22 protein-coding genes and 1 tRNA gene are annotated in these 26,655 nt (G+C 70.2%); 14 read left to right on the top strand and 9 right to left on the bottom strand.

Features of this window, described 5'->3' with window-relative positions:
- Positions 1–746: 746 nt before the first annotated feature.
- The gene (locus ACFFR3_RS17805) at positions 747–1,280 is read left to right on the top strand and encodes an NlpC/P60 family protein (protein WP_379483452.1); all 534 of its coding nucleotides are present in this window, start codon (positions 747–749) and stop codon (positions 1,278–1,280) included.
- A 601-nt stretch (positions 1,281–1,881) separates the two neighbouring features.
- Here ACFFR3_RS17805 and ACFFR3_RS17800 read toward each other — a convergent pair.
- On the bottom strand, positions 1,882–2,868 hold the full coding sequence (locus tag ACFFR3_RS17800; RefSeq protein WP_379483451.1) for an arginase family protein: 987 nt from the start codon (positions 2,866–2,868) through the stop codon (positions 1,882–1,884).
- Positions 2,869–3,291: 423 nt separating this feature from the next.
- Between ACFFR3_RS17800 and ACFFR3_RS17795 the strand changes: the two genes are divergently transcribed.
- A complete protein-coding gene (locus tag ACFFR3_RS17795; RefSeq protein ID WP_379483450.1) occupies positions 3,292–4,194 on the top strand; it encodes a 4-(cytidine 5'-diphospho)-2-C-methyl-D-erythritol kinase in 903 nt (300 codons plus the stop codon).
- Positions 4,195–4,398: 204 nt separating this feature from the next.
- On the opposite strand, the gene ACFFR3_RS17790 is transcribed toward ACFFR3_RS17795, so the two are convergent.
- Positions 4,399–6,636 carry an Orn/Lys/Arg family decarboxylase gene (locus ACFFR3_RS17790; protein WP_379483449.1) on the bottom strand — a complete coding sequence of 746 codons (2,238 nt, stop codon included), beginning with the start codon at positions 6,634–6,636 and terminating at the stop codon, positions 4,399–4,401.
- 159 nt (positions 6,637–6,795) lie between these two features.
- On the opposite strand from ACFFR3_RS17790, the gene ACFFR3_RS17785 reads away from it, so the two are divergent.
- Entirely contained in the window at positions 6,796–8,610 is a 1,815-nt protein-coding gene (locus ACFFR3_RS17785) for an ABC-F family ATP-binding cassette domain-containing protein (RefSeq protein WP_345390330.1), read from the top strand.
- A 33-nt stretch (positions 8,611–8,643) separates the two neighbouring features.
- Here ACFFR3_RS17785 and ACFFR3_RS17780 read toward each other — a convergent pair whose 3' ends face one another.
- The 3 genes from ACFFR3_RS17780 to ACFFR3_RS17770 all read right to left on the bottom strand — a co-directional run bounded on the left by ACFFR3_RS17780 (position 8,644) and on the right by ACFFR3_RS17770 (position 10,483).
- A complete protein-coding gene (locus tag ACFFR3_RS17780; RefSeq protein WP_364371744.1) occupies positions 8,644–9,579 on the bottom strand; it encodes a hypothetical protein in 936 nt (311 codons plus the stop codon).
- Entirely contained in the window at positions 9,576–9,908 is a 333-nt protein-coding gene (locus tag ACFFR3_RS17775) for a PadR family transcriptional regulator (protein WP_345390321.1), read from the bottom strand. The genes ACFFR3_RS17780 and ACFFR3_RS17775 overlap by 4 nt, the downstream gene beginning before the upstream one ends.
- Before the next feature lie 68 nt (positions 9,909–9,976).
- On the bottom strand, positions 9,977–10,483 hold the full coding sequence (locus ACFFR3_RS17770; protein ID WP_364371741.1) for a MarR family winged helix-turn-helix transcriptional regulator: 507 nt from the start codon (positions 10,481–10,483) through the stop codon (positions 9,977–9,979).
- Between the two features lie 81 nt (positions 10,484–10,564).
- On the opposite strand from ACFFR3_RS17770, the gene ACFFR3_RS17765 reads away from it, so the two are divergent.
- Both ACFFR3_RS17765 and ACFFR3_RS17760 read left to right on the top strand, forming a co-directional pair.
- Positions 10,565–11,311, top strand: a complete 747-nt coding sequence (locus tag ACFFR3_RS17765; protein ID WP_364371738.1) for a trans-aconitate 2-methyltransferase — start codon at positions 10,565–10,567, stop codon at positions 11,309–11,311.
- Between the two features lie 63 nt (positions 11,312–11,374).
- The gene (locus ACFFR3_RS17760) at positions 11,375–12,829 is read left to right on the top strand and encodes a CYTH and CHAD domain-containing protein (protein WP_345390310.1); all 1,455 of its coding nucleotides are present in this window, start codon (positions 11,375–11,377) and stop codon (positions 12,827–12,829) included.
- 75 nt (positions 12,830–12,904) lie between these two features.
- On the opposite strand, the gene ACFFR3_RS17755 is transcribed toward ACFFR3_RS17760, so the two are convergent.
- The 4 genes from ACFFR3_RS17755 to ACFFR3_RS17740 all read right to left on the bottom strand — a co-directional run bounded on the left by ACFFR3_RS17755 (position 12,905) and on the right by ACFFR3_RS17740 (position 17,791).
- Positions 12,905–13,744 (bottom strand): NUDIX hydrolase, encoded by an 840-nt coding sequence (locus tag ACFFR3_RS17755; RefSeq protein ID WP_364371735.1) that lies wholly within the window; start codon positions 13,742–13,744, stop codon positions 12,905–12,907.
- Positions 13,734–15,794, bottom strand: coding sequence for an RNA degradosome polyphosphate kinase (locus tag ACFFR3_RS17750; RefSeq protein WP_345390304.1), 2,061 nt, complete (start codon positions 15,792–15,794; stop codon positions 13,734–13,736). Before ACFFR3_RS17750 ends, ACFFR3_RS17755 begins: the two co-directional genes overlap by 11 nt.
- Before the next feature lie 118 nt (positions 15,795–15,912).
- Positions 15,913–16,812 (bottom strand): TetR/AcrR family transcriptional regulator, encoded by a 900-nt coding sequence (locus ACFFR3_RS17745; protein WP_379483464.1) that lies wholly within the window; start codon positions 16,810–16,812, stop codon positions 15,913–15,915.
- 40 nt (positions 16,813–16,852) lie between these two features.
- A complete protein-coding gene (locus ACFFR3_RS17740) occupies positions 16,853–17,791 on the bottom strand; it encodes an acyl-CoA desaturase (protein ID WP_364371729.1) in 939 nt (312 codons plus the stop codon).
- A gap of 252 nt (positions 17,792–18,043) precedes the next feature.
- On the opposite strand from ACFFR3_RS17740, the gene ACFFR3_RS17735 reads away from it, so the two are divergent.
- From ACFFR3_RS17735 to cysN, 9 genes are all read left to right on the top strand, one after another.
- Positions 18,044–18,115, top strand: a tRNA-Gln gene (locus ACFFR3_RS17735).
- Positions 18,116–18,256: 141 nt separating this feature from the next.
- Positions 18,257–19,705 carry a bifunctional UDP-N-acetylglucosamine diphosphorylase/glucosamine-1-phosphate N-acetyltransferase GlmU gene (glmU, locus tag ACFFR3_RS17730; RefSeq protein WP_379483448.1) on the top strand — a complete coding sequence of 483 codons (1,449 nt, stop codon included), beginning with the start codon at positions 18,257–18,259 and terminating at the stop codon, positions 19,703–19,705.
- On the top strand, positions 19,702–20,679 hold the full coding sequence (locus ACFFR3_RS17725) for a ribose-phosphate diphosphokinase (protein WP_364371723.1): 978 nt from the start codon (positions 19,702–19,704) through the stop codon (positions 20,677–20,679). Before glmU ends, ACFFR3_RS17725 begins: the two co-directional genes overlap by 4 nt.
- 102 nt (positions 20,680–20,781) lie before the next feature.
- The gene (locus tag ACFFR3_RS17720; protein ID WP_345390298.1) at positions 20,782–21,393 is read left to right on the top strand and encodes a 50S ribosomal protein L25/general stress protein Ctc; all 612 of its coding nucleotides are present in this window, start codon (positions 20,782–20,784) and stop codon (positions 21,391–21,393) included.
- Between the two features lie 67 nt (positions 21,394–21,460).
- Complete coding sequence (pth, locus tag ACFFR3_RS17715; RefSeq protein ID WP_345390295.1) at positions 21,461–22,045, top strand: aminoacyl-tRNA hydrolase; 585 nt, start codon at positions 21,461–21,463, stop codon at positions 22,043–22,045.
- 108 nt (positions 22,046–22,153) lie between these two features.
- Positions 22,154–23,593 (top strand): sugar transferase, encoded by a 1,440-nt coding sequence (locus ACFFR3_RS17710; RefSeq protein ID WP_364371718.1) that lies wholly within the window; start codon positions 22,154–22,156, stop codon positions 23,591–23,593.
- Positions 23,593–24,372 carry a 3'(2'),5'-bisphosphate nucleotidase CysQ gene (locus tag ACFFR3_RS17705; protein ID WP_345390289.1) on the top strand — a complete coding sequence of 260 codons (780 nt, stop codon included), beginning with the start codon at positions 23,593–23,595 and terminating at the stop codon, positions 24,370–24,372. Before ACFFR3_RS17710 ends, ACFFR3_RS17705 begins: the two co-directional genes overlap by 1 nt.
- Before the next feature lie 19 nt (positions 24,373–24,391).
- Complete coding sequence (gene cysD / locus ACFFR3_RS17700; protein ID WP_379483447.1) at positions 24,392–25,306, top strand: sulfate adenylyltransferase subunit CysD; 915 nt, start codon at positions 24,392–24,394, stop codon at positions 25,304–25,306.
- Positions 25,306–26,571, top strand: a complete 1,266-nt coding sequence (cysN, locus tag ACFFR3_RS17695; protein ID WP_345390286.1) for a sulfate adenylyltransferase subunit CysN — start codon at positions 25,306–25,308, stop codon at positions 26,569–26,571. Before cysD ends, cysN begins: the two co-directional genes overlap by 1 nt.
- The last annotated feature ends 84 nt before the right edge of the window (positions 26,572–26,655 follow it).

Below are 26,655 nucleotides of genomic sequence, written 5' to 3'. Positions count from 1 at the left end.
GCGAGGTCGTCGCTGGGCGCGCGGGATCGCGCGGGCGGTTCACCGTCGCGTGATAGGCGCGGTCGTTCGCCGCGCGAGGTCGTTCTCCTTTAGGTCATTTTGTCCGCAGAAGATCATTATGCTCCGCAAGCAGCATCGGTGATCTGCCTTGCCGTTCGCTTGGAACTCGCCGATATGCCGCTTGCACGTCATATCACCCCAACCCCAACAAACCGGTCCCAACTGGACGTCCGTCGAACGCCGAGGAACCCCCGCCCCCGATCTCCCCGTCCCGCCACCCTCACCGCCAGAAACCCGCCCCGCAGTTCCCTCGGTAACAGGACCACCCACTCACTGGACATCGACCACCCACCCCACTGGGCACTGACCACCCACCCCACTGGAGGCCGACCACCCACCTCGCTGGAAAGCCGACCGCCCACCTCATCGGAGGCCGACCACCCACCTCGCTGGAAGCCGAAACCAACACCGCCGGTGCCCGCGCTGGTGTCGTCGGGGGTCGAGTTGGTGTCGTCCGCCGCCGAGCCAATGGGTTCGCGGTTGTGCGGCTTCGCTGGTGGCGAGGTCGGTGTTGCGGGTGGCGCGAGAGCCACGACCGATCCCGGCTTCCGATCGGTGGTCCACGGCCGCATCCACAGGCTGACCCTCCTCGCGCCCGCTGTCCCCAGAACCACGTTCGGCCCAATCTTGACCCCGATCAGCCTCGCATCCTGGCCTCCCACCCCCGTTCGCCCTGGGAGGCACCGATGACCAAGCACTCCGTGTTCCTCTGGCTCACCCTCCACCCCGCCCTGCTCATCTCCTTCGTCATAGCCCTCCTGACCACCGCCACCACCCCCGCCCAAGCGGTGGCCACGAAGAAGGCCCTGACAAGAGGACAGATCGCCGCCGCAGCCGCCCTGACCCAGCTGGGCGTCTCCTTCTCCTGGGGCGGAGGCTCCTCCAAAGGCCCCACCTTGGGCATAGGCCGAGGCTCAAGAACCCGAGGCTTCGACTGCAGCGGTCTGACCCTCTACGCCTGGTCCAGAGCCGGCGTGCGCCTCAGCCACTACACAGGAGCCCAATACCGCCAAGGCCGCCGCATCCCGCTGGCCGCCCGCCGCACCGGCGACCTGCTCTTCTTCGGCGGCGGCACCGGCGCCCCCACCCACGTCGCCCTCTACCTCGGCCGCGACCTCATGATCCACGCCCCGAAAACCGGCGACGTGGTCAGAAAGACCCGCTTCCTCAACATCCCTTACTACCGCGCGACATTCAGAGGCGCCGTCCGCCCAGGCTGACCCCCGCCCTCAGCCCCACGCGCTCACGGCACACCCCGACCCGACTCACCCGCCACGCACCGCCATCCAGCTTCGGTTGGAGGGAGGCAGCGGGGTGCCGCCCCTGCGGCTTCGGTCTGGATAACGGAGTGCGGCCGGCCGGTCTCGGTCTGGGGGGAGCGGGTGGCGTCATCCGGCTTCGGTCTGGGGGGAGCGGGTGGCGTCATCCGGCTTCGGTCTGGGGGGAGCGGGTGGCGTCATCCGGCTTCGGTCTGGGGGGAGCGGGTGTGGTCAACTGGCCTCGGTCCGGGGGAGCGGGGCGCGGTCGGCCGGCTTCTGTCTGGGGAGCCGGGTGCGGTCAGCTTCTCACGCGGCTGTCGGCTACCGGGCGAGTCACACGGTCGTCGGCTGCCGGGGCCGTGTGGCCGCTGGCGCCCCTTGGCACGTTCGATCATCCTCGCTCCTCCGTCCGTCCACTACAACGCCTGGTTTTCCGGCGGCTCCTCGGCGGCGGCGGCCTGGTGCTCGGGCCGCTCCTGCGGTTCGCCAGGCTGGCGGCTCGAACAGGTCGGCGCGCCTGAGGCGTCGAGTGCCTCCAAGACGGTCGGGTGTCTCCAAGGACTCACGCGGGGCCGCAGGCCGCCACCAGGTCCGTCACCAGAGAGGACAGCAGCTCCTGATCCTCCTTACGAGCGGGCTCGTACTCCATGAGCCCGAGCCCCACGACGTCGAACCGCTCGCCCACCGCACGTACCAGCGAAAGGAGTTCCTCGGGTCGCAACCCACCGGGTGCCGGCGATCCCACACTCGTGAAGATCTCCGGATCCAGCACGTCGAAGTCGATGTGCACATACACAACGGTGCCGTCGCCCCCTGCCGTCATCCGTCGCGATGCCGTGATCCCGGTGCGCGCGTCGCGTGCCGTCGTGTCCTGACGCTGTGGCGTTGTCAGGTCGGCGTCGTGAGGTGGTGCCGCTTCGGAGGGGCCTTCGTGGGGTGGTGCCGTTCCGGAGGGGCCTTCGTGGGGTGGTGCCGTTCCGGAGGGGCCTTCGTGGGGGCGTTCAGTGCCGCAGAGCTCGATGGCCTCGATCAGGGCCGTTGCGTCCGGCCCTGGGACGTGGCGGATCCCGGCGGCCTCGATGAACGACTCTTCCGCGGCGTCAAGGTCACGCCCTCCGGCCAGGACGATCTGGCGTGGCGTCAGCGGGTCGCCGGCCACCAGGCCCACGGGGCCGTCGCCGGTGAGGGCGCGCAGGACCATGCCGTGGTAGGCGCCGGAGGGCGAGGAGGCAGGGGTGTTCAGGTCGCCATGGGCGTCGAACCAGACGACCACCAGCCGGTCTCCGTAGCGTCGGCGGGCCGCCGCCACCGGCTCCAGCTCGACCCCGCAGTCTCCGCCGGTGGTGACCACGAAGTCCTCGGACGCCTGTTCAAGCGCCGTACGCACCCGGGCCGCCGTGGTGACGAGGTCGTCCTCCACCGTCACCCGTACCCGTTGCCCGGCTCCCACCATGTCGGCGAGCAGTCGTGCCCCTTCCTTCAGCCGTTCCGCCGTGGGTGCGCCCGACCCCCGCCACTGCGGGACCTCCACCACCGTCACCACGTCCACCACTCCTCACCCGAGCAGCCATCACCCCGACGCACTCACTCACCCTGGCAAAGCGCGGAAACCCTGTCCAACCTCCGCCTCGTGCCCCGGGCGTGCGGTTCGTCCGGTGCGACCGCCTTGTGCCCCGCGGCGTGCTGCGGTTCGTCCGGTGCGACCGCCTTGTGCCCCGCGGCGTGCTGCGGTTCGTTCGGGGCTACCGCGATGCGCTGGGGAGCACGCTCCGACCCTTCCGGAGGGGCGGCGGAAAGAGGGCGCACCTCATCAAGCAGGGGGATCAGGGGAAATGGTGACCAACTTGACTCTCTGTGGTGAGGAGGCGGCAGAGGCCGGCGTCATATTTCGAGAACCGCATGTCAGGGCTCCGCGCCCCGATAACATCGAGTGTCCTTGACCCCGGCAAGTAATGAGAGTGGCAGAAGATCGATGAGTTCGGTGACCGTACGTGTGCCCGCGAAGGTCAACGTGCAGCTTTCTGTCGGCCCGCTCAGGGAAGATGGCTACCACGACCTGGTCAACGTCTTCCATGCCGTGTCGATCTTCGATGAGGTGGTGGCCAAGGAGTCGGAGGGGATCACCGTCCAGGTGAACGGCAAGTGGTCCGACCAGGTGCCGACCGACGACAGCAACCTCGCCATCCGAGCCGCTCGCGCCCTCGCCAAGCACGCCGGTCGCAGCTACGGCGCCGAACTCGTCATCCACAAGAGCATCCCCGTCGCGGGCGGCATGGCGGGCGGCAGCGCCGACGCGGCGGGTGCGCTGGTCGCCTGCAACGAGCTGTGGGGTCTGGGGCTGCCCATGGACGATCTCATGGAGATCGCCGGTGATCTCGGCAGCGACGTCCCTTTCTCGCTGATCGGCGGCACGGCGGTCGGCACCGGGCGCGGTGAGCAGTTGAGTGAGCTGCCCACCGGGGGCACGTTCCACTGGGTGTTCGCGCTGGCCAATGGGGGTCTGTCGACGGCCAGCGTGTACGCCGAGTGCGACCGGCTCCGGGCGGCCTCCGACGCCGACGTGCCGTGGCCGACGCTCAACGACTCCCTCATGGAGGCGCTCGGCACCGGCGACGCGTACGCGCTCGGCACCCATCTGAGCAACGACCTCCAGCCCGCCGCGCTCAACCTCCGCCCCGAGCTCGCCCCCACGCTTGAGTCCGGCCGCCAGCACGGCGCCCTGGGCGCGATCGTCTCCGGCTCGGGCCCGACGTGCGCGTTCCTCGCCATCGACGCCACCCACGCCCGCGATCTCGCCCACAGCCTGACTACGACGGGCACCGCCCACACGGCCGTCGCCGCCCACGGCCCCGTTCACGGCGCAACCTTGATCTGACCCGCGTGGTCCGGCTCGGGGTGCTCCGGTCCCGCGTGATCTGGCTCCGCGTGGTCCGGTCCCGCGTGACCCGCCTCGGGTGGTCCGGTCCCGCCTGACCCGCCTCGCGTGACCCGCCTCGCGTGGTCCGGTCCCGTGTGACCCGACCCCGTGTGACCCGGTCCCGCATGACCCGGCCCTGTGTGGTCTGATCCGCTTGCGCGGTCAGTGCTTGAGGACCTCTATCCAGTAGCGGCCGTCGGTGTCGCGATGGGCGCCGTGGATGTCGGTGGCCAGGTCGGGGAAGGTCCGGTCGAAGTCCTCCAGGACGCGCAGGTAGGCCAGCAGCGGCCCGTCGGCGGGACCGGTCGCCTCGCCGGGCATCAGCATGGGGATGCCCGGCGGAGTGACGACCACCGGGGCCGCGGCGACCCGGCCCGGCAGGCGGCTCAGCGGGACACGTTCGGTGCGCGCCCGGATCATGGCCTGGTAGCAGTCGGCCGGCGTGGTCGCGGGCTCGGGCAGGAAGGTGAAGACCTGGTCGAGGAGCTTGCCGACCTCGGAGTCGAGCAGCTTGTCGTGGACCAGGGTGCAGAGCTCGCGCAGGGAGATCGCGGGCGGGCCGAAGCCGGGCAGGACCTCCGACAGGGGGAGGCCGGCGTCGTAGGCGTTCTTGAAGTCGGTGAGGGCGTCGATCAGGGTGCCCCACTTGCCCTTGGTGATCCCCATCGAGAACAGCACCAGCAACGTGTGGTCGCCGGTCTTCTCCACCACGATGCCGCGTCGTTGCAGGTAGGCGGCCACGACGCGGGCCGGGATGCCCCAGTCGAGCGTGCCGGCGGCGGCATCGGCGCCCGGACAGGTGATCGTCACCTTGATCGGGTCGAGCAGGCAGTAGCCCTCGGACATGCCGTCGAACCCGTGCCAGCCGGCGCCCGGCTCCAGCGTCCAGCATCGGGGCTCCGAGCACAGCAGGGCCGGGTCGGCGTCGGCGAACGGGACGGTGCGCCCGGTGCGCGGATCGGTGACGACGGGAGGCTGCCACACGCCGAAGAACCAGCAGGCCCGCGTGCCGTCGTCGCGGATGCGGGCGGCCAGGCGCGTCATCGCCTGCCGGAACCGGACTGCCTCGGTGATCGCTTCCCCGGTGAGGAACACTCCCGACGGGCCGTCCATCATCGCCGCCGCGACGTCGAGCGAGGCGATCATCGGGTAGAGCGGCGACGTGGAGGCGTGCATGAGGTAGGTCTCGTTGAGCGCGTCGTAGTCGACCGGCGCCCGCTCCGAGGAGCGGACGTGCAGCATCGCGGCCTGCGACAGCGCCGCCAGCAGTTTGTGCGTCGACTGGGTGGCGAACACGGTGGGACGGCCGGGACCGGGCAGCGTGTGCTCGTCGACGGCCATGCCGTAGCGGCCGGCGTAGAGCGGGTTGAACCGGGCGTAGGCGAACCATGCCTCGTCGAAGTGCAGGCGAGGCACACTGGCGCCCAGCAGCTCGCCGACCCGCACCGCGTCGTAGCACACACCGTCGTACGTCGAGTTGGTGATCACCGCGTAGGTCGGGTCGCCGGAGGCGAGGGGATGGGCGGCCACCTGGGCCCTGAGCGCGGCCGCCGCCAGCGCGGCGGGCGGGATGGGACCGGCCAGCCCCAGCCCGTTGCGCTCGGGCACGAGGTAGACCGGGCGGGCGCCGCTGATGGCGAGCGCGTGCTGGACCGACTTGTGGCAGTTGCGGTCCACGAGGACGGTGTCGTCGCGGGCGATGGCGTGGTGGCCGACGACGCGGTTGGCCGTGGAGTTGCCGTTGACCACGAAGAACGTGCGGTCGGCGCCGAAGACGCGGGCGGCGTTGCGCTCGGCTTCGCCGATGGGGCCGGTGTGGTCGAGGGGCGAGCCCAGTTCGGTGACCGAGATGGACAGGTCGGTGCGCAGCAGCCGTTCGCCGTAGAAGTCGAAGAATGCCCGGCCCACAGGCGATTTGAGGAACGCCACGCCCCCGGCGTGCGCGGGGGTGTGCCAGGAGTAGTGATGATGGTCCTGCAGCCGGCGGAGCGCACCGAAGAAGGGCGGGAGGATCTTCTCGGCGTACTGGTCGGCGGCGTGGGCGATGCGCCCGGCGATGAACCGCGGGGTGTCCTCCAGCGGGTAGACGTAGCCGTGGATGACCTCGTAGACCCACAGCGGAAGCTCCTGCTCCTGCGCCATCAGGAAGACGGGCAGCCCGCGGAACCGTTTGGCGACGGCGCCCAGCAGGTGTTCGGCGCCGGGCGCGTCCCATGAGGCCAGCACCGCCGTGAGCGACGCGTCCGATCCGGTCACCGCCAGGGCGTCGTGGTCGCGGTGGGTCCAGCGTACGTGGAGCCCGAGCTCGTCCATCGCGGAGCAGACGCGGCGGAGCTGCTCGGCGAGCGCCGAGTCGGCATCGGGACGTTCGGTGACGGCGACCAGAACCGTTCGCTCCATGCGGCACTCCGTGATCGGGGGGAAGCCGGGGAAGGTCACACCGGTCACCCATGATGGTAACGCGGAGGAGTCGAAAAGCAACGGTGTGTAATGGCGAGGTTGGGGGCGGACGTGGAGGAAGCGAGGAGACGGGCGGGAAGCCGATACCCTGGGAAGGCCATGAACCTGGTCAATCTCGAGTCCGTCTCCCACGCCTACGGCCCCAAGCCGCTCCTCACCGACGTCTCGCTCGGTGTCGAGGCCGGCGATCGCATCGGTGTCGTCGGCCGCAACGGCGGCGGCAAGACGACGCTGCTGTCCGTGCTGGCGGGCACCGTACGCCCCGACAGCGGCCGCGTCACCCACAACCGCAGCCTGCGCGTGGGCTGGCTGTCGCAGCAGGACACCCTCGACCCGGCGAGCACCGTGCGCGAGACGGTCCTCGGCCGGCTGGCGGAGCACGAGTGGGCGGGCGACCAGCGCGTACGCGAGATCCTCACCAACCTGATCGGCGACCTTGACCTCGACTCCAGGACGGGCGACCTGTCGGGCGGCGAGCGCAGGCGTACGGCGCTGGCCAAGCTGCTCATCGACGACCACGACCTGATCATGCTCGACGAGCCCACCAACCACCTCGACATCGAGGCGATCGCGTGGCTGGCCGGGCACCTGGCCGACCGCAAGAGCGCGCTGGTGGTCGTGACGCACGACCGGTGGTTCCTCGACGCGGTCTCTACCCGTACGTGGGAGGTCGTGGACGGCCGGGTCGAGCGCTACGAGGGCGGATACGCGGCCTACGTCCTGGCGAAGGCCGAGCGGGCCCGCATCGCCCAGGCCGCCGAGGAGCGCAGGCAGAACCTCATGCGCAAGGAGATCGCGTGGCTGCGGCGCGGCCCGCCCGCCCGTACGTCCAAGCCGAAGTTCCGCATCGAGGCCGCCCAGGCGCTGATCGCGAACGAGCCGCCGCCGCGTGAGACCGTCGAGCTGATGCGCTTCGCGGCGGCCCGGCTCGGCAAGACCGTCTACGACCTCGAAGACGTCACCCTCCACGCCGGCGGCCCCGGTGCGGGCCCGCTCGTGCTCGACCACCTCACGTGGCAGTTCGGGCCGGGTGACCGGATCGGGCTGATCGGGGTGAACGGGTCGGGCAAGTCGTCGGTGCTGCGCCTGCTGGCCGACACGATCAAACCCGACTCGGGGCGGGTGGTCAGGGGCAGGACCGTACGCCTCGCGCACCTGTCGCAGGAACTGGCCGAGGTCGACCCGACGCGGCGCGTGCTGGAGTCGGTGGAGGAGATCCGCAAGTACCTCCAGGTCGGCAAGCGCGAGTGGACCGCCTCCCAGCTGCTCGAACGCCTCGGCTTCCGTGGCGAGGCGCAGTGGAAGGTGGTCGGCGACCTGTCCGGCGGCGAGCGGCGGCGGCTGCAGCTGCTGCGGCTGCTGATGGACGACCCCAACGTGCTGCTGCTCGACGAGCCCACCAACGACCTCGACATCGAGACCCTGAACGAGCTGGAAGACCTGCTGGACGCCTGGCCTGGCACGCTGATCCTGGTCAGTCACGACCGCTACTTCCTGGAGCGAATCACCGACAAGTGCGTGGCGCTGCTGGGCGACGGCAAGCTGTCGCTGCTGCCGGGCGGGGTGGACGAATACCTCGAACGCCGCGCCGCCGGCACGGCCGTGACCGCCCGGCTCGGGCTGGGCGCTCCAACGGCGGCCCCCGAGCCGGCCGCCCCGCAGCCGAGCGCCCCGGGTGCGCCGAGCGGGCTGTCGGCCAAGGAGGAACGCGAACTCCGCAAGGAGCTCAACCGCCTCGAACGGCAGCTCGACAAGCTCAGCGACCAGGAGTCCCGGCTGCACGCCGCCATGGCGGAAGCGGCCAGCGACTACGCCAAGCTTGGCTCGCTCGACGCCGAACTCCGCGAGATCGCAGCCCAGAAGGAAGCGGTGGAGGCGGAGTGGCTCGAAGTGGCCGACCGCCTGGGCGACTGACACCACGCAGAAACGCGAGCCCCCGCCCGCCTCTCAGGCGGGGGCCCGCCTTCGGGAGCTGCCCAGCCAGGCCGCAGCGGTGAAGGCCAGGGCTGTGCAGCCGAGTTGTGCGAGGGCCGTTGAGGTGGGGACGAACGGCAGGTCGCCGAGGTCGCCCAGGGCCGCCGCGGGCACGAACAGCAGCAGCGCCGCTCGCCGTCCCACGGCGGAGCGGCACGCGTACCCAGCCGCCAGCGCGAGCACCACCAGCCACGGCACCGGCTTCCACGACGTGAGGACGTGGTCGGCGATCGCGTCCACCCAGCGCGCGCGCACGATGGCCTTGCTGGCGATGAGCCCCACCAGGGCGAGCGCCCCCCACAGCAGGAGAGCGTGCCGGGGGACCATCCGGAGCGCGCGGTGGGTCGCCGGCATGAAGGCGATGGCCAGCGCCACCGTCTCGGCCAGCACGAGGAGGCCGTAGTTCGGGAAGAGCAGGCGGTCCAGGCTCAGCTCAGCAACCGGTATCGGGCCGGCCTGATACAGCGCGAACGCGACCACGCCGAGCACCGCGATCCGCCGGCGGCCGGACAGCACGGCCAGCGCGGGCAGGGCCGCGATCAGGGCAGGCGCGGTCAGGAGCCAGATCGAGCGCGGTTCCGCCAGGAAGGCCGTGCCCCAGCGCAGGGATTCTGCGAACCGCAGCGACACCGTCGCCATCTCGGCGACCGCCATCAGCAACGGCCACAGCCCCACGGCGACGGCCAGCCCGTCGCGCCAGGCGCTCGCCGAGTCCGGCCCGAAGGCCCGCCGGACATGCACCCGCACCGCGCCCCGCAGCAGGTCGGCCACATCGGCCAGGTCAGGACGGGTCTGGCCTGGGCGTGCCCCCGCCAGCAGCACCCCCACCATCTCCGCCTCGTGCCGCGCCCGGTGGTCGTGGGGGTAGCAGGCGAGCAGCCGTCGGTAGCGGGCTTCCAACGGGCTCATGCCGGCCCTCCCGCGCCGATGGCGCGCAGGCGTTGGGTGGCTGCTGCGGCGTGTCTGCGCAGCCGCTCGGCCTCGGCCGCCAGCCTCGTCGCGCCGTCGCCGGTCAGCCGGTAGTAGCGGCGTACCCGGCCGTCGACGATCTCCTCCCGGTCCTCGGCGATCAGGCCCTCTGCCTGGAGCCGGTCGAAGGCGGCGTACAGGGTGCCGGCGCGCAGGCGGACCTGGCCGTCGGAGATGCGCTCCACGTCGGTGATGACGCCGTATCCGTGCTGTGGCCCGGCGGCCAGCGCGGTCAGGATGAGGAAGGTCGGCTCCTGCATCTGTCTCATACGATCAATATATATCGATCATCTGACTATGAAAGGCGGCCGGTCCGAGGGACTCGGCGCGCGAAGGGTCAGAGGGGGGAGTCGAAGGGGGTGAGGAGGGTGCGGAGGAGGGCGGCGAGGGTGCGCTGGTCGGCGGGACCGAGGCCCGAGAGGAGTTCCCGTTCGCGCCGCAACAGGTCGGAGAACGCGGCGTCCACTCGTGCCAGCCCCGTCTCCGTCAGTGAGACGAGCACGCCGCGCCGGTCCTCGGGATCGGGGCGGCGGCGTACGAGACCGGCCTGCGCGAGGCGGTCGATGCGGTTGGTCATGGTGCCCGACGTCACCAACGTGGCCCGCAGCAGGGCGCCAGGGCTCAGCTCGTACGGCTTGCCGGCCCGCCGCAGCGCGGTCAGCACGTCGAACTCCCACGGCTCCAGATCGTGCTCGGCGAACGCGGCCCGCCTGGCACGGTCGAGATGCTTGGCCAGCCGTGACACCCTTGAGAGCACCTGGAGCGGCTCGACGTCGAGGTCGGGGCGCTCCGTCCGCCACGCCGCGACGAGGCGATCGACCTCGTCTCTAGCATCCTCCGTCATGACACACAAGTGTACTGTCTTGACATCGAGATATCTCTCTCGATATCAATTATCTTCATGTCAAGAGATATCTGGGACCCTGTGACATACGCGGTCTACGCGGACGAGCGGTCGCGGCCGTTCATCGAGCTGATCTCCAGAGTGGGGGCGGTCGAGCCCGATTATGTCGTGGACGCGGGCTGCGGCAGTGGTGAACTCACCGTCGAGCTGGCCAGTCGCTGGCCCAATGCGACGATCGAGGGCTTCGACTCCTCGCCCGCGATGATCGGCAAGGCCAGGAAGCTGGGGTCGGACGTCAGGTTCCAGGTCGCCGACGCCTCCACCTGGCGCCCCGACCGCCCCGTGGACGTGATCGTCTCCAACGCGCTGCTGCAGTGGGTGCCCGACCACCACGCGGTGCTGGAGCACTGGATGGAGGGGCTGGCCCCGGGCGGCTGGCTGGCCTTCCAGGTGCCGGGCAACTTCGACGCGCCCAGCCACGTCGCCATCCGCGAGCTGTGCGACTCGCGCGCCTGGTCCGACCGGCTCGGCGGCTTCACGCGGGGCGCGCCGGTGAGCGAACCGCTGGAGTACGTCGACCTGCTCAACCAGGGCGGCTCGATGGTGGATGCCTGGGAGACGACGTACGTGCACATGCTGCAGGGCGAGAACCCGGTGCTCGACTGGGTCTCCGGCACCGCCCTGCGCCCGATCCTGGACCGGCTCGACCAGGACGAGCAGCGGCGGTTCAAGAACGACCTGGGCAAACTGCTCGCCGAGGCGTACCCGGCGCGGAGCTACGGGACGCCGTTCCCGTTCCGGCGGATCTTCGTGGTGGTGCAGAAGTGACGAAGCGGCCACACGGCCCGTGAAGTGGCATGATGGTGCTGGACCGGACTTTTGCGAGGTGCGGTGGGCATCGAGATAGAGGACAAATTCGACGTCTCTCCGGACTACGAGCTCCCTGACCTCAGCGCTCTGGCCGAGGTCACGGGCCCGGAGAGCCGGCATCTCGTTGCCCTTTACTACGACACTCCGGATCTGCGGCTGGCCGCCCGCGGCGTGACGCTGAGGCGGCGGCGCGGCGGCGCCGACGCGGGCTGGCATCTGAAGCTGCCCCAGGCCAAGGGCGTCCGCCAGGAGATCACCCGCCCGCTGAGCCGCAAGACGGTCCCGGCCGAGCTGGCCGAGCTGGTCCGCGGCTACACCCGCGGCGCCGAGCTGGTGCCGGTGGCCGAGCTCGACACCCGCAGGAACGTGACCGTGCTGCACGAGGACGGGGCCGCCCTCGTGGAGATCGCCGACGACCGCGTCAAGGGCACCGTGCTCGGGGACGAGCCCAAGGTCGTGCGCTGGCGCGAGGTCGAGGCCGAGCTGCTCGCGGGCGGCACGAAGAAGCTGCTGGCCAAGGTCGGCAAGCGGCTGCGCAAGTCAGGCGCGACCCCGTCGCAGGCAGGCAGCAAGCTGGCGAAACTGCTCGAACCCGTCCCTATCACCACGGCCGCCACGAAGCCGGGCAGCGCCGGCGAGGTCGTGCTCGCGTACCTGCGCGATCAGGTTCAGGCGCTGCTGGCGCAGGACCCGCGGGTGCGCCGCGCCGAGGAGGACGCCGTGCACCAGATGCGGGTGGCCGCCCGGCGGCTGCGCAGCGCGCTCAAGGCGTTCAGGACCGTCGTGACCGGCACCCGCGCGATCCAGGACGAGCTGCGCCGCATCGGCGACGTCCTCGGCGAGGCCCGCGACCTGGAGGTGATCAGGGCCAGGTTCACGAAGGAGCTGGACGGCCTCGCGCCCGAGCTGGTCGTCGGCCCCGTCCGCACCCGGCTGGGCGACGACCTGCGAGAACGCGAGCGGCAGGCGTACGGGCGGATCAGGGAGACACTCAGCGACGAGCGCTACTACCGGCTCCTCGACGACCTGGACGCCCTGGTCGCCGCCCCGGAGTGGGGCGAGGCGGCGGACAGGCCCGCACAAAGAGAACTGCCTGAAATCGCCGCAGCCACATGGGCGCGGGTGACCCGCGCGTACGACCGCGCCCAGGCCATCGACGACCCGGCCCGCCGCGAGGTCGCCATGCACGACGTACGCAAGGCGGCCAAACGCGCCCGTTACACCGCAGAGGCCCTGGGTCTCGGAAAGCTGGCCGGGCCGGCGGAGGACGTCCAGGAGGCGCTGGGCGCGTACCAGGACGGCGTGGTCGCCCAGGGGCTGCTGGCCGAGGAGGCCGCGCGCGCCAGGGAAGCCGGCGCGGACACCTTCACCTATGGCCTGCTCATCGGCATCGAACGCGGGGCCGCCGAGCGCGCGCACGCCGGTTTCCCCAAGGTGTGGAAGAAGACCTGCAAGGCGGTCGCGAAGGTTTTGTGACCGTCAGGTCGCGTGCCGCTGTGGCGGTCAGGTCGCGTGCTGCTGTGATCGTCAGGTCGCGTGCCGCTGTGGCCGTCAGGTTGCGTGCTGCTCGACGGCGACCACCCGCTCGCCGGCCCGGTGCAGCACCGCGAGGCCGCCCTTGGGCAGCCGTACGTCCTGCCCGGCCAGCGCCTGGACGAGGCCGGGCAGCACCTTGCCGTGGCTGCACACGACGGCGTGCGGGGGCAGCGCGGCCACCAGCTCAGGGGTCCAGCGCGGGTCCTGGTCCTCCTCGCTGAGCAGCGGATCGACCTCGATCGCGGCCCCGGCGACCCGCGCGTACGGCTCCAGCGTCTGCACGCAGCGGGCACTGGGCGAGCTGACGAGACGACCGGGCCGGTAGGCGGGCAGCACGGCGGCGAGGACCGCGGCCTGGGCGGCGCCGCGCTCGTCGAGCGGGCGGGCCTCGTCGTCACCGTCCCACTCGTCGCGCGAGCCCGCCGAGCCGTGCCGGACGAGCACGAGCGGCACGGTGTCGAGCGGCGCGTCACCGAGGGAGCGCAGCAGCGCGACGTCCCACGTGTACGACAGCAGCCCCTCCGCCTCCTCCACCGGCACCCAGCGCAGCTCGTCGACCTCGTCATCAGGGATCAGTCCGGCGTCGTCGGCCACCCGCCCCACCCAGTAGTCGACCCGCTTGAGCCGCCCGGAGCTGCGGTAGTGGACGGGCGGCAGGGGCCGGCCGAGCACGACGGTCAGCCCGGTCTCCTCGCGCACCTCGCGCAGGGCGGCGGCGACGACGTGCTCGCCAGGGTGGAGCTTGCCCTTGGGGAACGTCCAGTCCGCGTAGCGCGGCCGGTGCACGAGGGCCACCTCGGACGAGCCGCGCAGGATCACCGCGCCCGCCGCCCTGATGAGGTCGTCAGTCGTCAACGGTCCTCCAGCGGCGCGTGCCGATGAGGTGGCTCTGCAGGTCCGCGCCGGGGTGGTGGGTCCAGGTGCCGTCGGAGTTGAGCCACCAGGTGCTGGTCTCCTCGTCCATGGCGCGGTCCATCAGCTCCATCAGGTACGCCTTGTGCTGCTGCGAGGTCACCTTGACCAGGGCCTCGACGCGGCGGTCGAGGTTGCGGCGCATGATGTCGGCGCTGCCGATCCACACTTCGGGGCGCCGGCCGAGGCCGAACTCGTAGACGCGGGAGTGCTCCAGGAAGCGCCCCAGGACCGAGCGGACCCTGATGTTCTCCGACAGCTCGGGGATGCCGGGCCGCAGGATGCAGATGCCGCGTACCCAGATGTCCACCTGCACGCCGGCCCTGGACGCCCGGTAGAGCGCGTCGATGATGGGCTCGTCCACCATCGAGTTCGTCTTGATGCGGATCCGCGCGGGCCGCCCGGCCCGCTGGTGGGCGATCTCCCGCTCGATCCTGGCCATCAGGCCGCTGCGCATGGAGTGGGGCGCGACCAGCAGCCGCCGGTAGGCGGAGTGGTGGGAGTAGCCGGTCAGGTGGATGAACAGGTCGGTGACGTCCTCGCCGACCAGCGGGTCCGCGGTCAGCAGGCCGAAGTCCTCGTACTGGCGGGCGGTCTTGGGGTTGTAGTTGCCGGTGCCGATGTGGCAGTAGCGGCGCAGCTCGCCCGATGGCTCCTGGCGGACGACGAGGGCCAGCTTGCAGTGGGTCTTCAGGCCGACCACGCCGTAGACGACGTGGCAGCCGGCGCGTTCGAGCTTGCGCGCCCAGGAGATGTTGGCGTGCTCGTCGAAGCGGGCCTTGATCTCGACGACCACCACGACCTGCTTGCCGGCCTCGGCGGCGTCGATGAGGGCGTTGACGATGGGGGAGTCGCCGCTGGTGCGGTAGAGGGTCTGCTTGATCGCCAGCACCCTGGGGTCCTCGGCGGCGACCTCGATGAAGCGCTGCACGCTGGTGGCGAAGGAGTCGTACGGGTGGTGCAGCAGCACGTCGCGCTCGCGCAGGATCGCGAAGACGTCGTCCTCGGCGTTGATCACCTCGGCCGGCACGAACGGCCGGTAGCACAGCTCGCCCCGGTCGAGGTCGGCGATGGCGTGCAGGCCCGACAGGTCGAGCGGGCCAGGCAGCCGGTAGACCTCGTGCGGGGCCAGCTCCAGCTCCTCGATGAGCGGCGCCAGCACCTCGGGCGTGATGCTGTCCTCGACCTCCAGCCGCACGGGCGGCCCGAAGCGCCGCTTGAGCAGCTCCTTCTCCAGGGCCTGCATGAGGTTCTCGGTGACGTCCTCGTCCACGTCGAGGTCCTCGTTCCTGGTGACGCGGAAGACGTGGTGCTGGACGATCTCCATGCCCTTGAAGAGCTGCCCGAGGTGCGCGGCGATGACATCTTCGAGAGGGACGAAACGGTCTTTGGACGCCTGGACGAACCTGGGCAGCTGCGACGGCACCTTGACCCGGGCGAACACCGTGTGGTTCGTCGCCGGATTGCGCACCAGGACGGCGAGGTTGAGGCTGAGCCCGGAGATGTAGGGGAACGGGTGCGCGGGGTCCACGGCCAGCGGCGTCAGCACCGGCCTGATGCGCTCCCTGAACAGCTTGCGCAGCTCCGTACGCTCCTCGCGCCCGAGATCCGCCCAGCGTACGATCTCGATGCCCTCGGCGGCGAGCTGGGGGCGGATCTGCCGGTGATAGGCCTCCGCGTGCCGCCTGGCCAGCCCGTCGGCCACCGCGGCGATCTTGATCAGCTCTTCCTGCGGCTTGAGCCCGCTCTTGGTCCGCAGCAGCAGGCCGGTCGCCATCCGCCGCTTCATGCCTGCCACCCGGACACGGAAGAACTCGTCGAGGTTGCTGGCGAAGATCGCGAGGAAGCGGACGCGTTCGAGCAGCGGCAGCGAGGGGTCCTCGGCGAGTGCCAGCACCCGCTCGTTGAACTGGAGCCAGCTCTCCTCGCGGTTGAGGAACCGCTCCTGCGGGAGGGGCAGGTCATGGACAGACGGGAACGGTTCCGCGGACATATGGCGTATGTTGCCCCGTTCGGTTGAACAGCACGTTAACGTCGCCGCAACGGCTCACCCCAGAGGGTCGGCCCAGCTCCACACCATCGTCGCCCCGGGTGCCCGCGCCGTTCAAGGCTCACTCCGGATGATCTACCTGCTCCAGCCGCGCCGCGCGCTCGGCCAGCCGCGCCTCCCGCTGGCGGATCTTCTCCTCCCGCTCGCGGGCCTTCTCCGCCTCCTTCAGCAGCCGCTCGCGCTCCTTCAGCTCGCGTACGCGGGCCTTCTCGGCCTCCTTGAGCTCCCGCTGGCGGATCTTCTCCGCCTCCTTGAGCTCCTTCTCGCGGGCCTTCTCCAGCTCGCGCAGCTCCTTCTCGCTGGCCGCGCGCGGCTTGGCCGCCAGGGCGCGCCCCGAGACGGTGAGCGACGGGTTGGCGTCGAGCGCGGTCAGGCCGTTCCAGGCCAGGTTGACCAGGTGGGCCGCGACCTCCTCGCGGCCCGGCTTGCGCACGTCGAGCCACCACTGCCCGGTCAGCGCCACCATGCCGACCAGCATCTGGGCGTACATGGGGGCCAGCTTGGGGTCGTAGCCCCTGGCCGCGAACTCGTCGGCCAGCACGTCCTCGACCTGACTCGCGATCTCGCTGATCAGGCTGGCGAACGTGCCGGTGCCCGACGCGGCGTGGGAGTCGCGGACCAGGATGCGGAAACCCTCGCTGCTCTCCTCGATGTAGCGGAGCAGGGCCAGCGCGGCCCGCTCCAGCTTCACCAGGGAATGAGCGGCCGACAGCGCCTCGGTGATCATGCCGAGGAGCTTCTGCATCTCGCGGTCCACGACGACCGCGTAGACGCCTTCCTTGCCACCGAAATGCTCGTACACCACGGGCTTCGACACCTGTGCGGTAGCTGCGATCTCTTCGATAGAGGTCCCGTCGAACCCCTTCTCCGCGAAGAGGGTGCGGCTGATGCTGATCAGCTGCTCTCTTCGCTCGCTACCGGACATGCGCCTGCGAGATCGGGGTTCGGTCACGGTTTCCATAATGACGGCCACGGCCGTGCCGCCGCTCATCGGCTGATCGTCAGGCAATGCGCTTCGCCGCCAGACGCTCAGGCGTCGGCCAGCGGACGTCGTACACCCAGCCCAGCTTCTCGAAGATGCGGATGAGGCCGGCGCTCAGGTCGATCTGGCCCTTGAGCGCGCCGTGACGGGCGCAGGTCGGGTCGCTGTGGTGCAGGTTGTGCCAGGACTCGCCGAAGGAAGGGATGGCCAGCCACCACACGTTGCGCGACTTGTCGCGTACCTGGAAGTCCTCCTCGCCGAAGACGTGGCAGATCGAGTTGATCGACCAGGTGACGTGGTGCAGCAGGCCGATGCGGACGAGCGAGCCCCAGAACAGCGCGGTCAGTCCGCCCTGCCAGGACCAGGTGAACAGCATGCCCAGCACGCCGGGCAGCAGGATCGAGGTGAGCGCGAGGGCGCCGAACCACTTGTGCAGCTTGCGGACGTCATCGTCCTTGCACAGGTCGGGGGCGTACTTCTCCCTGTTGGTCCGCTCGCTCTCGAACAGCCAGCCCATGTGGGCGTAGAGCAGGCCCTTGGCCATGTTCTTGAAGCCGGGGCCGAAGCGCCACGGGGAGTGCGGGTCGCCCTCCTTGTCGGAGAACTTGTGGTGCTTGCGGTGGGTGGCCACCCAGTCGAGCACCGACATCTCCAGCGACAGGCTGCCCGCGATGCCCATCGCGATCTTCAGCGGCCGCTTGGCCTTGAAGGAGCCGTGCGTGAAGTAGCGGTGCAGGCCGACGGTGACGCCGAGGCCGGAGACGACGTAGAAGACGAAGGCGATGGCGATGTCCGTCCAGCCGAGTCCCCATCCCCATGCGAGCGGCACGGCCGCGGCGATCGCGACGAGAGGCAGGCCGACCACCAGGCCGAAGGTGACGAGTTCCGACTTTGACTTGGGTTCTGGTTCGAACTCCGGCTTGGGGGCAGGGGTGGAGCGCTCGGCGACAACGGTCATGGGCTACCTCCGACGGCATGTATGAGATTGAATGTCCGGGCTACGCAACCGTAACCTACGCCAGCGTAGGTTCGGAAGAGCTAAGCCCGTAATGTCGAGAACGTGAAGCGGGCCCGGACGAGTAGCGGACGATCCGTGTCTTGCGCCCCTCCTGTGGCTCTGTTATGGGGCGGGCGAGAGGGGAATACGGGCGCGCGGCGGCGCGCGGGGTCGGTATCGTAGGGGAGTGCCGGACATCACGTGTCCGATCTGTCCCGGATCGTCTAATCGGCAGGACAAGTGGTTTTGGTCCACTTTGTAGGGGTTCGAGTCCTCTTCCGGGAGCCTTGAGGTGCTCCCCCCGGAGAGAAGTTCGGGGGGAGGCCAGGTATCCTCACGGTGTCGGGGGGGTAGCTGCACAATGTGCAGCGGTGCGGTTGACGTACCGAACGCCCTGATCCGTCCAGTCACAGGGAGCCTCAGTCCGTGAGTGTGCCGCGCCCGGCAGCCGTCATCGTCCTCGCCGCCGGCGAGGGCACCCGGATGAAGAGCCAGACCCCGAAAGTCCTGCACGAGCTGTGCGGCCGCGCGCTGGTCGACCACATGCTCGGCGCCGCCCGCGACCTCGACCCTGAGCGGCTCATCGTGGTCATCGGCCACGCGCTCGAGCGGGTCGGCGGCCATCTGTCCGCCACCAGCCCCGACGCGCGCGCCGTCGTCCAGCGTGAGCAGCGCGGCACCGGCCACGCCGTACGCACGGTGCTCGAAGAGGTCGGCACGATCTCCGGCACCGTCCTCGTCACCTACGGCGACGTGCCCCTGCTGCGCACCGAGACCCTGGCGGGGCTGCTCGACCGGCACGCCGCCGAGAGCAACGCCGTCACCGTGCTGACCGCCGAGGTGCCCGACCCGACCGGCTACGGCCGGATCATCCGCGACGACGGCGGCGCCGTGCTGGAGATCGTCGAGGAGAAGGACGCCTCGCCGGAGCAGCGCGCGATCAAGGAGATGAACTCCGGCATCTACGCCTTCGACGGCCTGCTGCTGGCCGACGCCGTCAAGCGCGTCTCCACCGACAACGCCCAGGGCGAGGAATACCTCACCGACGTCCTGTCCATCCTGCGCCGCGACGGCCACCGTGTGGGCGCGTGCGTCGCCGCCGACCACGTCGAGGTCGAGGGCGTCAACGACCGCGTGCAGCTCGCCGCCGCCCGCAAGATCCTCAATCGGCGCCTGCTCGAAGCCCACATGCGCGCCGGCGTCACGATCATCGACCCCGACAGCACCTGGGTCGACGTCGGCGTCCGCATCGAGGCCGACGCCGTCGTCCACCCCGGCACCCAGCTCCACGGCGAGACCGTCATCGGCGCCGGCGCCGAGGTCGGGCCCGCCACCACGCTCACCTCCACCGTCGTCGGCGCGGGCGCGGTGGTGCGCAACGCCGTCTGCGACCACGCCGAGATCGGCCCGGAGGCCAACGTCGGTCCCTACGCCTACCTGCGCCCCGGCACCGTGCTCGGGCACAGGTCCAAGGCGGGCACCTTCGTGGAGATGAAGAACACCAAGGTCGGCGAACGCTCCAAGGTCCCGCACCTGTCCTACGCGGGCGACGCCACCATCGGCGACGACGTCAACATCGGCGCCTCCACCGTCTTCGTCAACTACGACGGAGTGGAGAAGAACCACACCACAGTGGGCGACGGCGCATTCGTCGGCTGTGACACCATGCTCGTCGCTCCGGTGACGGTCCACGACGGCGCCTACACCGCCGCCGGCTCGACCATCGTCGACGACGTACCCCCCGGCGCCATCGGCGTTGCACGAGCGCGGCAGCGCAACATCGAGAAATGGGTCTTGCGCAGGCGCGCGGGCACGAAGTCGGCCGCGGCCGCCCAACGGGCGCTGGCCGAGCGAGAGCAGGAGAACAGCGAGTGACCAGCATCAAGCAGCCCGGGGAGAAGAACCTCATGCTCTTCTCCGGGCGGGCACACCCGGAGCTGGCCGAGGAGGTCGCCGAGCATGTCGGCGTCTCCCTCACCCCCACCAAACTCATCGACTTCGCCAACGGCGAGATCTACGCCCGCTATCTGGAGTCCGTACGCGGATGTGACGCCTTCGTCATCCAGAGCCACACCGGGCCCATCAACAAGTGGATCATGGAACAGCTCATCATGGTCGACGCGCTCAAGCGGGCATCCGCCAAGCGCATCACCGTGGTCATGCCGTTCTTCGGCTACTCCAGGCAGGACAAGAAGGGCCGCGGCCGCGAGCCGATCACGGCCAGGCTGATCGCCGACCTGTTCAAGACCGCGGGCGCCGACCGGCTCATGTCGATCGACCTGCACACCTCGCAGATCCAGGGCTTCTTCGACGGCCCCGTCGACCACCTGTTCGCCATGCCGGTGCTGGAGAGCTACCTCAAGAACAAGCTCGACCTCGCCAACACCACCGTCGTCTCGCCCGACACCGGCCGCGTGCGCCTGTCGGAGCGCTGGGCCGACACCCTCGGCACGCCGCTGGCGTTCATCCACAAGCGGCGCGACCTCGACGTCGCCAACTCGGTCAAGGTCAGCGAGGTCGTCGGCAAGGTGCGCGGGCGCACCTGCGTGCTCATCGACGACATGATCGACACCGCCGGCACCATCTGCAAGGCCGCCGACGCCCTCTACGAGCAGGGCGCCACCAACGTCATCGTGGCGGCCACCCACGCGGTCTTCTCCGACCCGGCCGTCGACCGGCTGAAGAACTCCCGCATCTCCGAGGTCATCGTCACCAACACGCTGCCCCTGTCGCAGGAGAGCCGCTTCGACAAGCTCACCGTGCTGTCCATCGCGCCGCTGATCGCGCGCGCCATCACCGAGATCTTCCAGGACGGCTCGGTCACGAGTCTGTTCGAGGGAGACAGCTGAGCCCCTTAGACTGAACAGGTTGCGCTCGTAACGCCTTCCGCTAGGGCGGGTGAGGGAGAGCGCGCGACCAAGCCGTCCACACTCACATCCCTAGGAGATGTCGTGTCTGAAGTACGTATCGCCGCCGAAGAGCGCACCACCTTCGGCAAGGGCGCCGCTCGCAAGATCCGCCGCGCCGACAAGGTGCCCGCCGTTCTCTACGGGCACGGCATCGACCCCAAGCACCTCACCCTGCCCGGCCACGAGGTGCTGCTCGCGCTGCGCACGCCCAACGTGCTGATCCGTCTCCAGGGTGACGGCGTCGACGAGCTGGCGCTGCCCAAGGGCGTCCAGCGCGACCCGATCAAGGGCTTCGTCGAGCACGTCGACCTGCTCCTGGTCCGCCGCGGCGAGAAGGTCACGGTCGAGATCCCGGTCACCACGGCCGGCGACGTGCACTCCGACGGCCTGCTCGACCAGCAGCTCGTCTCCATCGCCGTGGAGGCCGAGGCCACCCACATCCCCACCGGCGTCGAGGTCGACGTCGAGGGCCTGGAGATCGGCACCGTCGTCACCGCCGCGCAGCTGCGGCTCCCGCAGGGCAGCACGCTCGCCGCCGACCCCGAGGCCGTCGTGCTGCAGGTCATCAACAAGCCGGTCGAGGCCGCCGCCGAGGGCGAGGGCGAGGGCGAGGCCGCCGAGGGCGAGGCCGCGGAGGCTCCCGCCGCCGAGTAGCGACGGGTTCATTCGTGAACGGGGCGGCCGGACTCGAGCCGTCCCGTTCCGCTGTGAGGGGACTCTCATGGATCGCTGGCTGATCGCCGGACTGGGCAATCCGGGGCCCGAATACGCGGGCAACCGGCACAACGCGGGCTTCATGGTGCTCGACGAGCTGGCCGCCAGGGCGGGCGGGCGGTTCAAGGCGCACAAGAGCAGGGCCGAGGTGTGCGAGACGCGCGCCGCCGTGCTGGCCAAGCCCCTGACGTACATGAATCTGTCCGGCGGGCCCGTCAAGGCGCTCTGCGACTTCTACAAGATCGGCCCTGAGCGGCTGATCGTCGTGCACGACGAGCTCGACGTGCCCTACGGCGCGCTGCGCGCCAAGCTGGGCGGCGGCGACAACGGCCACAACGGGCTCAAGTCCATCACCAAGGTCCTCGGCACCCGCGACTACCTGCGGGTGCGCTTCGGCATCGGGCGTCCGCCCGGCCGCATGGACCCGGCCTCCTTCGTGCTCAGAGACTTCGCCACCATGGAGCGCAAGGATCTGCCGTTCCTGGTCGACCGGGCCGCCGACGTGGTCGAGTCGCTGATGACCCGCGGCCTCGAGGCCACCCAGAACGACTTCCACCGGGCTGATCTCCACATTTCCGGCCCTCCTCGCTGATCGTCTCATTGCTTCGTTCGCCGGTTCCGGGGACGTAGCGCGGCTACGATCGGTCACTGTCCGTTCAGGAGTGGTCACCTGGAGGCACGCGTGCGCGGTGAGGGGCTCATGGCTGTGAGGACCGGCCATGGGGGCTGCTGGGGGAAGGCAGCACCGCGCACGCGCTCCTGGGTGCGTACATATCGGTTGTGGGCGGTGCTGGGCGATTTGTGCGGCGCCGGCCTCGGAGCCGGGGCCGCGTTCGCCGTCAGGTTCGGCGGGCCCACCCCCTACGTCCTTCCCTATCTCCTGGTCTCGCTCGTGCTGCCGGTCGTGTGGTGCGGGGCCGTGGCGCTCAACCGGGCGTACGAGCCGCGCATGCTCGGCGACGGTCCCGAGGAGTTCCGCCGGGTCGTCCAGGCCGGGGTGGCGCTGACCGCCGCCACCGCCATCGGCTCCTACGTCACCAAGACCGACGTCGCCCGCGGCTACGTCGTGCTGGCGCTGCCCCTGGTCACCCTGCTCACCCTCGCCGCACGCTACGCGCTGCGCCGCAACCTGCACCGTCGCAGGGCGGCCGGCGCGTGCATGCGCCGCGTGGTCGCCGTCGGCCACGCCGCCTCCGTCGTCGAGCTGGTCCGGCTCTTCCGCAGAGAGCGCCACCACGGCATGCAGGTCGTCGCCGCCTGCCTGCCCGGCGGGCACCACGGGCAGCGCGTCGCCGACGTGGCCGTGGCCGGCGACCTCAGCGACGTGCCGCTCGCGGTCGAGCAGCACGACGCCGACACCGTGGCCGTGCTGGCCTGCCCCGAGATGGACGGGCAGGCGCTGCGCCGGCTGGCCTGGCGGCTGGAGCGCACGCTCACCGAGCTGGTGGTGGCCCCGGCGCTGATGGACGTCGCGGGGCCGCGTACCATGATCAGGCCGGTCGCCGGGATGCCGTTGCTGCACGTCGAGCACCCCGAGCTGGCCGGTGCCCGGCAGCTGGTCAAGAACGTCTTCGACCGCCTGGTGGCGCTCGCGCTGCTGGTGCTGCTCGCGCCGCTGCTGGCCGGGCTGGCGGTGGCCGTACGCGCGACGAGCCCGGGCCCGGCGCTGTTCCGGCAGACCCGGGTGGGCAGGGACGGGAGGCTGTTCACGATCGTGAAGTTCCGTACGATGCGGCGCGGTTCCGAGCAGCAGAAGGTCACTCTCGTCAGCGACCGCGACGGCGTGCTGTTCAAGCTCAGGAACGACCCGCGGGTCACGCCGCTGGGCGCGTTCATGCGCCGCCATTCACTCGACGAGCTGCCTCAGCTCATCAACGTCGTGTTCGGGCACATGTCGCTCGTCGGCCCACGGCCGCCGCTGCCTGAAGAGGTGGCGCGCTACGGTGACGACGTGCGCAGACGACTCCTCGTACGCCCTGGGCTGACCGGGCTGTGGCAGGTCAGTGGCCGATCTGACCTATCGTGGGAGGAATCTGTCCGTCTCGACCTGCGCTATGTAGAGAACTGGTCCCTCATGTTGGACCTCCAGATCCTGTGGAAGACTTGGTCGGCCGTCGCCCGCGGGCAAGGAGCATATTGATGACGATTCGCGACGACCACGCCCTCGCCGCAGACCTGGCGACCGAGGCAGGAGAGCGGCTGCTGCGGGTGCGCGAGCGGGTGGGCTACTCCGACCCCGCCGCGCTGCGCGCCGAGGGCGACAGGTCCTCCCACCTCCATCTCATGGAGTGCCTGGCCCGGCTGCGGCCCAGCGACAGCGTGCTGTCGGAGGAGGCCACCCGCGAGGAGCGGCTCGACCCGCGCAGGCTGAGCGCCGACCGGGTGTGGATCGTCGATCCGCTCGACGGCACCCGCGAGTTCTCCGAGCAGACCCCCGAAGGCGAGGGGCGCGCCGACTGGGCGGTCCACGTGGCGCTGTGGGAGCGCGGGCGGCTCACCGCCGGCGCCGTGGCGCTGCCGTCCCAGGGCCGCACGCTGACGACCGCCGACCCGCCGAAGCTGCCCACCTACGACAAGGGCCGCTTCCGCATCGCGGTGAGCCGCAGCAGGCCGCCCGAGTTCGTCCAGAAGCTGGCCTACCTCGTCGGCGCCGACCTCGTGCCGATCGGCTCGGCCGGGGCCAAGATCTCCGCGGTGCTGACCGGCGAGGTCGAGGCGTACGTCCACGCGGGCGGCCAATACGAGTGGGACTCCGCCGCGCCGGTCGCCGTCGCGCTGGCCGCGGGGGCCCACGCCAGCCGCATCGACGGCTCCGAGCTGACCTACAACCAAGCCGACCCGTCCCTACCGGATATCCTGGTTTCCCTACCAGAGCTGGCGGCATCCCTGCTCGCCGGCATCCGCGACCTGCACCGCTGACCCGCCGGAGGAAGCTTCCATGCTGCAGCGCGACTACACGACGTCGCAGCTCGACGTGCTCGAGGCCGAGGCCATCCACATCATGCGCGAGGTGGCCGCCGAGTTCGAGCGTCCGTGTCTGCTCTTCTCCGGGGGTAAAGACTCGATCGTCATGCTCCGCATCGCGGAGAAGGCGTTCTGGCCCGCGCCGATCCCGTTCCCGCTCATGCACGTCGACACCGGGCACAACTTCGACGAGGTCATCGAGTTCCGCGACCGGCGCTCGGCCGAGCTGGGCGCCCGGCTGATCGTCGCCAGCGTCCAGGACTCCATCGACCAGGGCCGCGTCGTCGAGGACACCGGCCGGCGCGCCTCGCGCAACCGGCTGCAGACCACGACGCTGCTCGACGCGATCGAGGAGCACGAGTTCGACGCGGTCTTCGGCGGCGCCAGGCGCGACGAGGAGAAGGCGCGGGCCAAGGAGCGGGTGTTCTCCTTCCGCGACGACTTCGGCCAGTGGGACCCGAAGAACCAGCGGCCCGAGCTGTGGAACCTCTACAACTCCCGCATCCGCAAGGGCGAGCACATCCGGGTCTTCCCGCTGTCCAACTGGACCGAGCTCGACATCTGGGACTACATCCGGCGCGAGGGCATCGAGATCCCGTCCATCTACTTCTCCCACACCCGCAAGGTGTTCGAGCGCGACGGCATGCTGCTGCCCGACTCCGAGGTGGTGCAGCGCGGCGAGGACGAGCCGCTGTTCGAGGCGGTGGTGCGCTACCGCACCGTGGGCGACATGACCTGCACGGGCGCCGTGCAGTCCACGGCCACGACGGTCGAGGCGATCATCGAGGAGATCGCGGCCACCAGGATCACCGAGCGGGGGGCCACCAGGGCCGACGACCGCTCGTCCGAGGCCGCCATGGAGGACCGCAAGCGAGAGGGCTACTTCTGATGGACATTCTGCGCTTTGCCACCGCAGGAAGCGTCGATGACGGCAAGTCCACCCTCATCGGGCGCCTGCTGTACGACTCCAAGGCGATCTTCGAGGACCAGCTCGAGGCGGTCGAGCGGACCTCGCGCGACCGGGGCACCGAATACACCGATCTGTCGCTGCTGACCGACGGCCTGCGGGCCGAGCGGGAGCAGGGCATCACGATCGACGTGGCGTACCGGTATTTCGCGACCCCGCGCAGGAAGTTCATCATCGCCGACACGCCGGGGCACATCCAATACACCCGGAACATGGTGACCGGCGCCTCCACCGCCGACCTCGCCATCATCCTCATCGACGCGCGCAAGGGCGTGCTGGAGCAGTCGCGGCGGCACGCGTTCCTGACCTCGCTGCTGCGGGTGCCGCACCTCGTGCTCGCGGTCAACAAGATGGACCTCGTCGACTACTCCCAGGGGCGCTTCGAGGAGATCCGCGAGGAGTTCACCGCGTTCGCCTCCAAGCTCAACGTCACCGACCTGACGTTCATCCCGATCTCGGCGCTCAACGGCGACAACGTCGTGTCACGGTCGGAGAACATGCCCTGGTACCTCGGCACGTCGCTGCTGCACCACCTGGAGAACGTGCACATCGCCTCCGACCGCAACCTGACCGACGTGCGCTTCCCCGTGCAGTACGTCATCAGGCCGCAGCGGGCCACCGACCCCGCCTTCCACGACTACCGCGGCTACGCGGGCCAGGTGGCGGGCGGCGTGCTCAAGCCGGGCGACGAGGTCGTGCACCTGCCGTCGGGCCTGACCACCCGCATCGCCTCGATCGACACCTTCGACGGGCCGGTGGAGGAGGCGTTCCCGCCCATGTCGGTGACGCTGCGCTTCGAGGACGACCTCGACATCTCGCGCGGCGACATGATCGCCAGGCCCAACAACCAGCCGCAGTCGGCGCAGGAGCTGGAGGCGATGGTCTGCTGGATGGCCGACGGGGTGAAGCTGACGCCGCGCTCCAAGCTGACCATCAAGCACACCACCAGGACCGCCAGAGCGCTCGTACGCGACCTGCACTACCGGCTCGACGTCAACACGCTGCACCGCGACGAGGAGGCGACCGCGCTCGCGCTCAACGAGATCGGCCGCGTCTCGCTGCGGGTCACCCAGCCGCTGTTCGTCGACGACTACGCGCGCAACCGGCTGACCGGCGGGTTCATCCTGGTCGACGAGGCCACTAACAGCACCGTCGGCGCCGGCATGATCATCGACTCGGCCAGGTAGATCTTTTTCTGTTCCTTGACCTGACGATTACCGTGGGTTGTAGGGTCGTCGCGTTCGGTGTCCATCGATGCGAAAGCCCTGCCT

It is taken from the genome of Nonomuraea salmonea (genome assembly GCF_042428605.1).
GTDB lineage: Bacteria > Actinomycetota > Actinomycetes > Streptosporangiales > Streptosporangiaceae > Nonomuraea > Nonomuraea salmonea.
This window is presented reverse-complemented; position numbering and strand designations above follow the sequence as displayed.

Coding starts and splice junctions, on each gene's coding strand:
- ACFFR3_RS17805 (WP_379483452.1), top strand. CDS start 747: ATGACCAAGCACTCCGTGTTCCTCTGGCTCACCCTCCACCCCGCCCTG.
- ACFFR3_RS17795 (WP_379483450.1), top strand. CDS start 3,292: ATGAGTTCGGTGACCGTACGTGTGCCCGCGAAGGTCAACGTGCAGCTT.
- ACFFR3_RS17790 (WP_379483449.1), bottom strand. CDS start 6,636: ATGGAGCGAACGGTTCTGGTCGCCGTCACCGAACGTCCCGATGCCGAC.
- ACFFR3_RS17785 (WP_345390330.1), top strand. CDS start 6,796: ATGAACCTGGTCAATCTCGAGTCCGTCTCCCACGCCTACGGCCCCAAG.
- ACFFR3_RS17780 (WP_364371744.1), bottom strand. CDS start 9,579: ATGAGCCCGTTGGAAGCCCGCTACCGACGGCTGCTCGCCTGCTACCCC.
- ACFFR3_RS17775 (WP_345390321.1), bottom strand. CDS start 9,908: ATGAGACAGATGCAGGAGCCGACCTTCCTCATCCTGACCGCGCTGGCC.
- ACFFR3_RS17770 (WP_364371741.1), bottom strand. CDS start 10,483: ATGACGGAGGATGCTAGAGACGAGGTCGATCGCCTCGTCGCGGCGTGG.
- ACFFR3_RS17750 (WP_345390304.1), bottom strand. CDS start 15,794: ATGTCCGCGGAACCGTTCCCGTCTGTCCATGACCTGCCCCTCCCGCAG.
- ACFFR3_RS17745 (WP_379483464.1), bottom strand. CDS start 16,812: ATGGAAACCGTGACCGAACCCCGATCTCGCAGGCGCATGTCCGGTAGC.
- ACFFR3_RS17740 (WP_364371729.1), bottom strand. CDS start 17,791: ATGACCGTTGTCGCCGAGCGCTCCACCCCTGCCCCCAAGCCGGAGTTC.
- pth (WP_345390295.1), top strand. CDS start 21,461: ATGGATCGCTGGCTGATCGCCGGACTGGGCAATCCGGGGCCCGAATAC.
- ACFFR3_RS17710 (WP_364371718.1), top strand. CDS start 22,154: ATGGCTGTGAGGACCGGCCATGGGGGCTGCTGGGGGAAGGCAGCACCG.
- ACFFR3_RS17705 (WP_345390289.1), top strand. CDS start 23,593: ATGACGATTCGCGACGACCACGCCCTCGCCGCAGACCTGGCGACCGAG.
- cysD (WP_379483447.1), top strand. CDS start 24,392: ATGCTGCAGCGCGACTACACGACGTCGCAGCTCGACGTGCTCGAGGCC.
- cysN (WP_345390286.1), top strand. CDS start 25,306: ATGGACATTCTGCGCTTTGCCACCGCAGGAAGCGTCGATGACGGCAAG.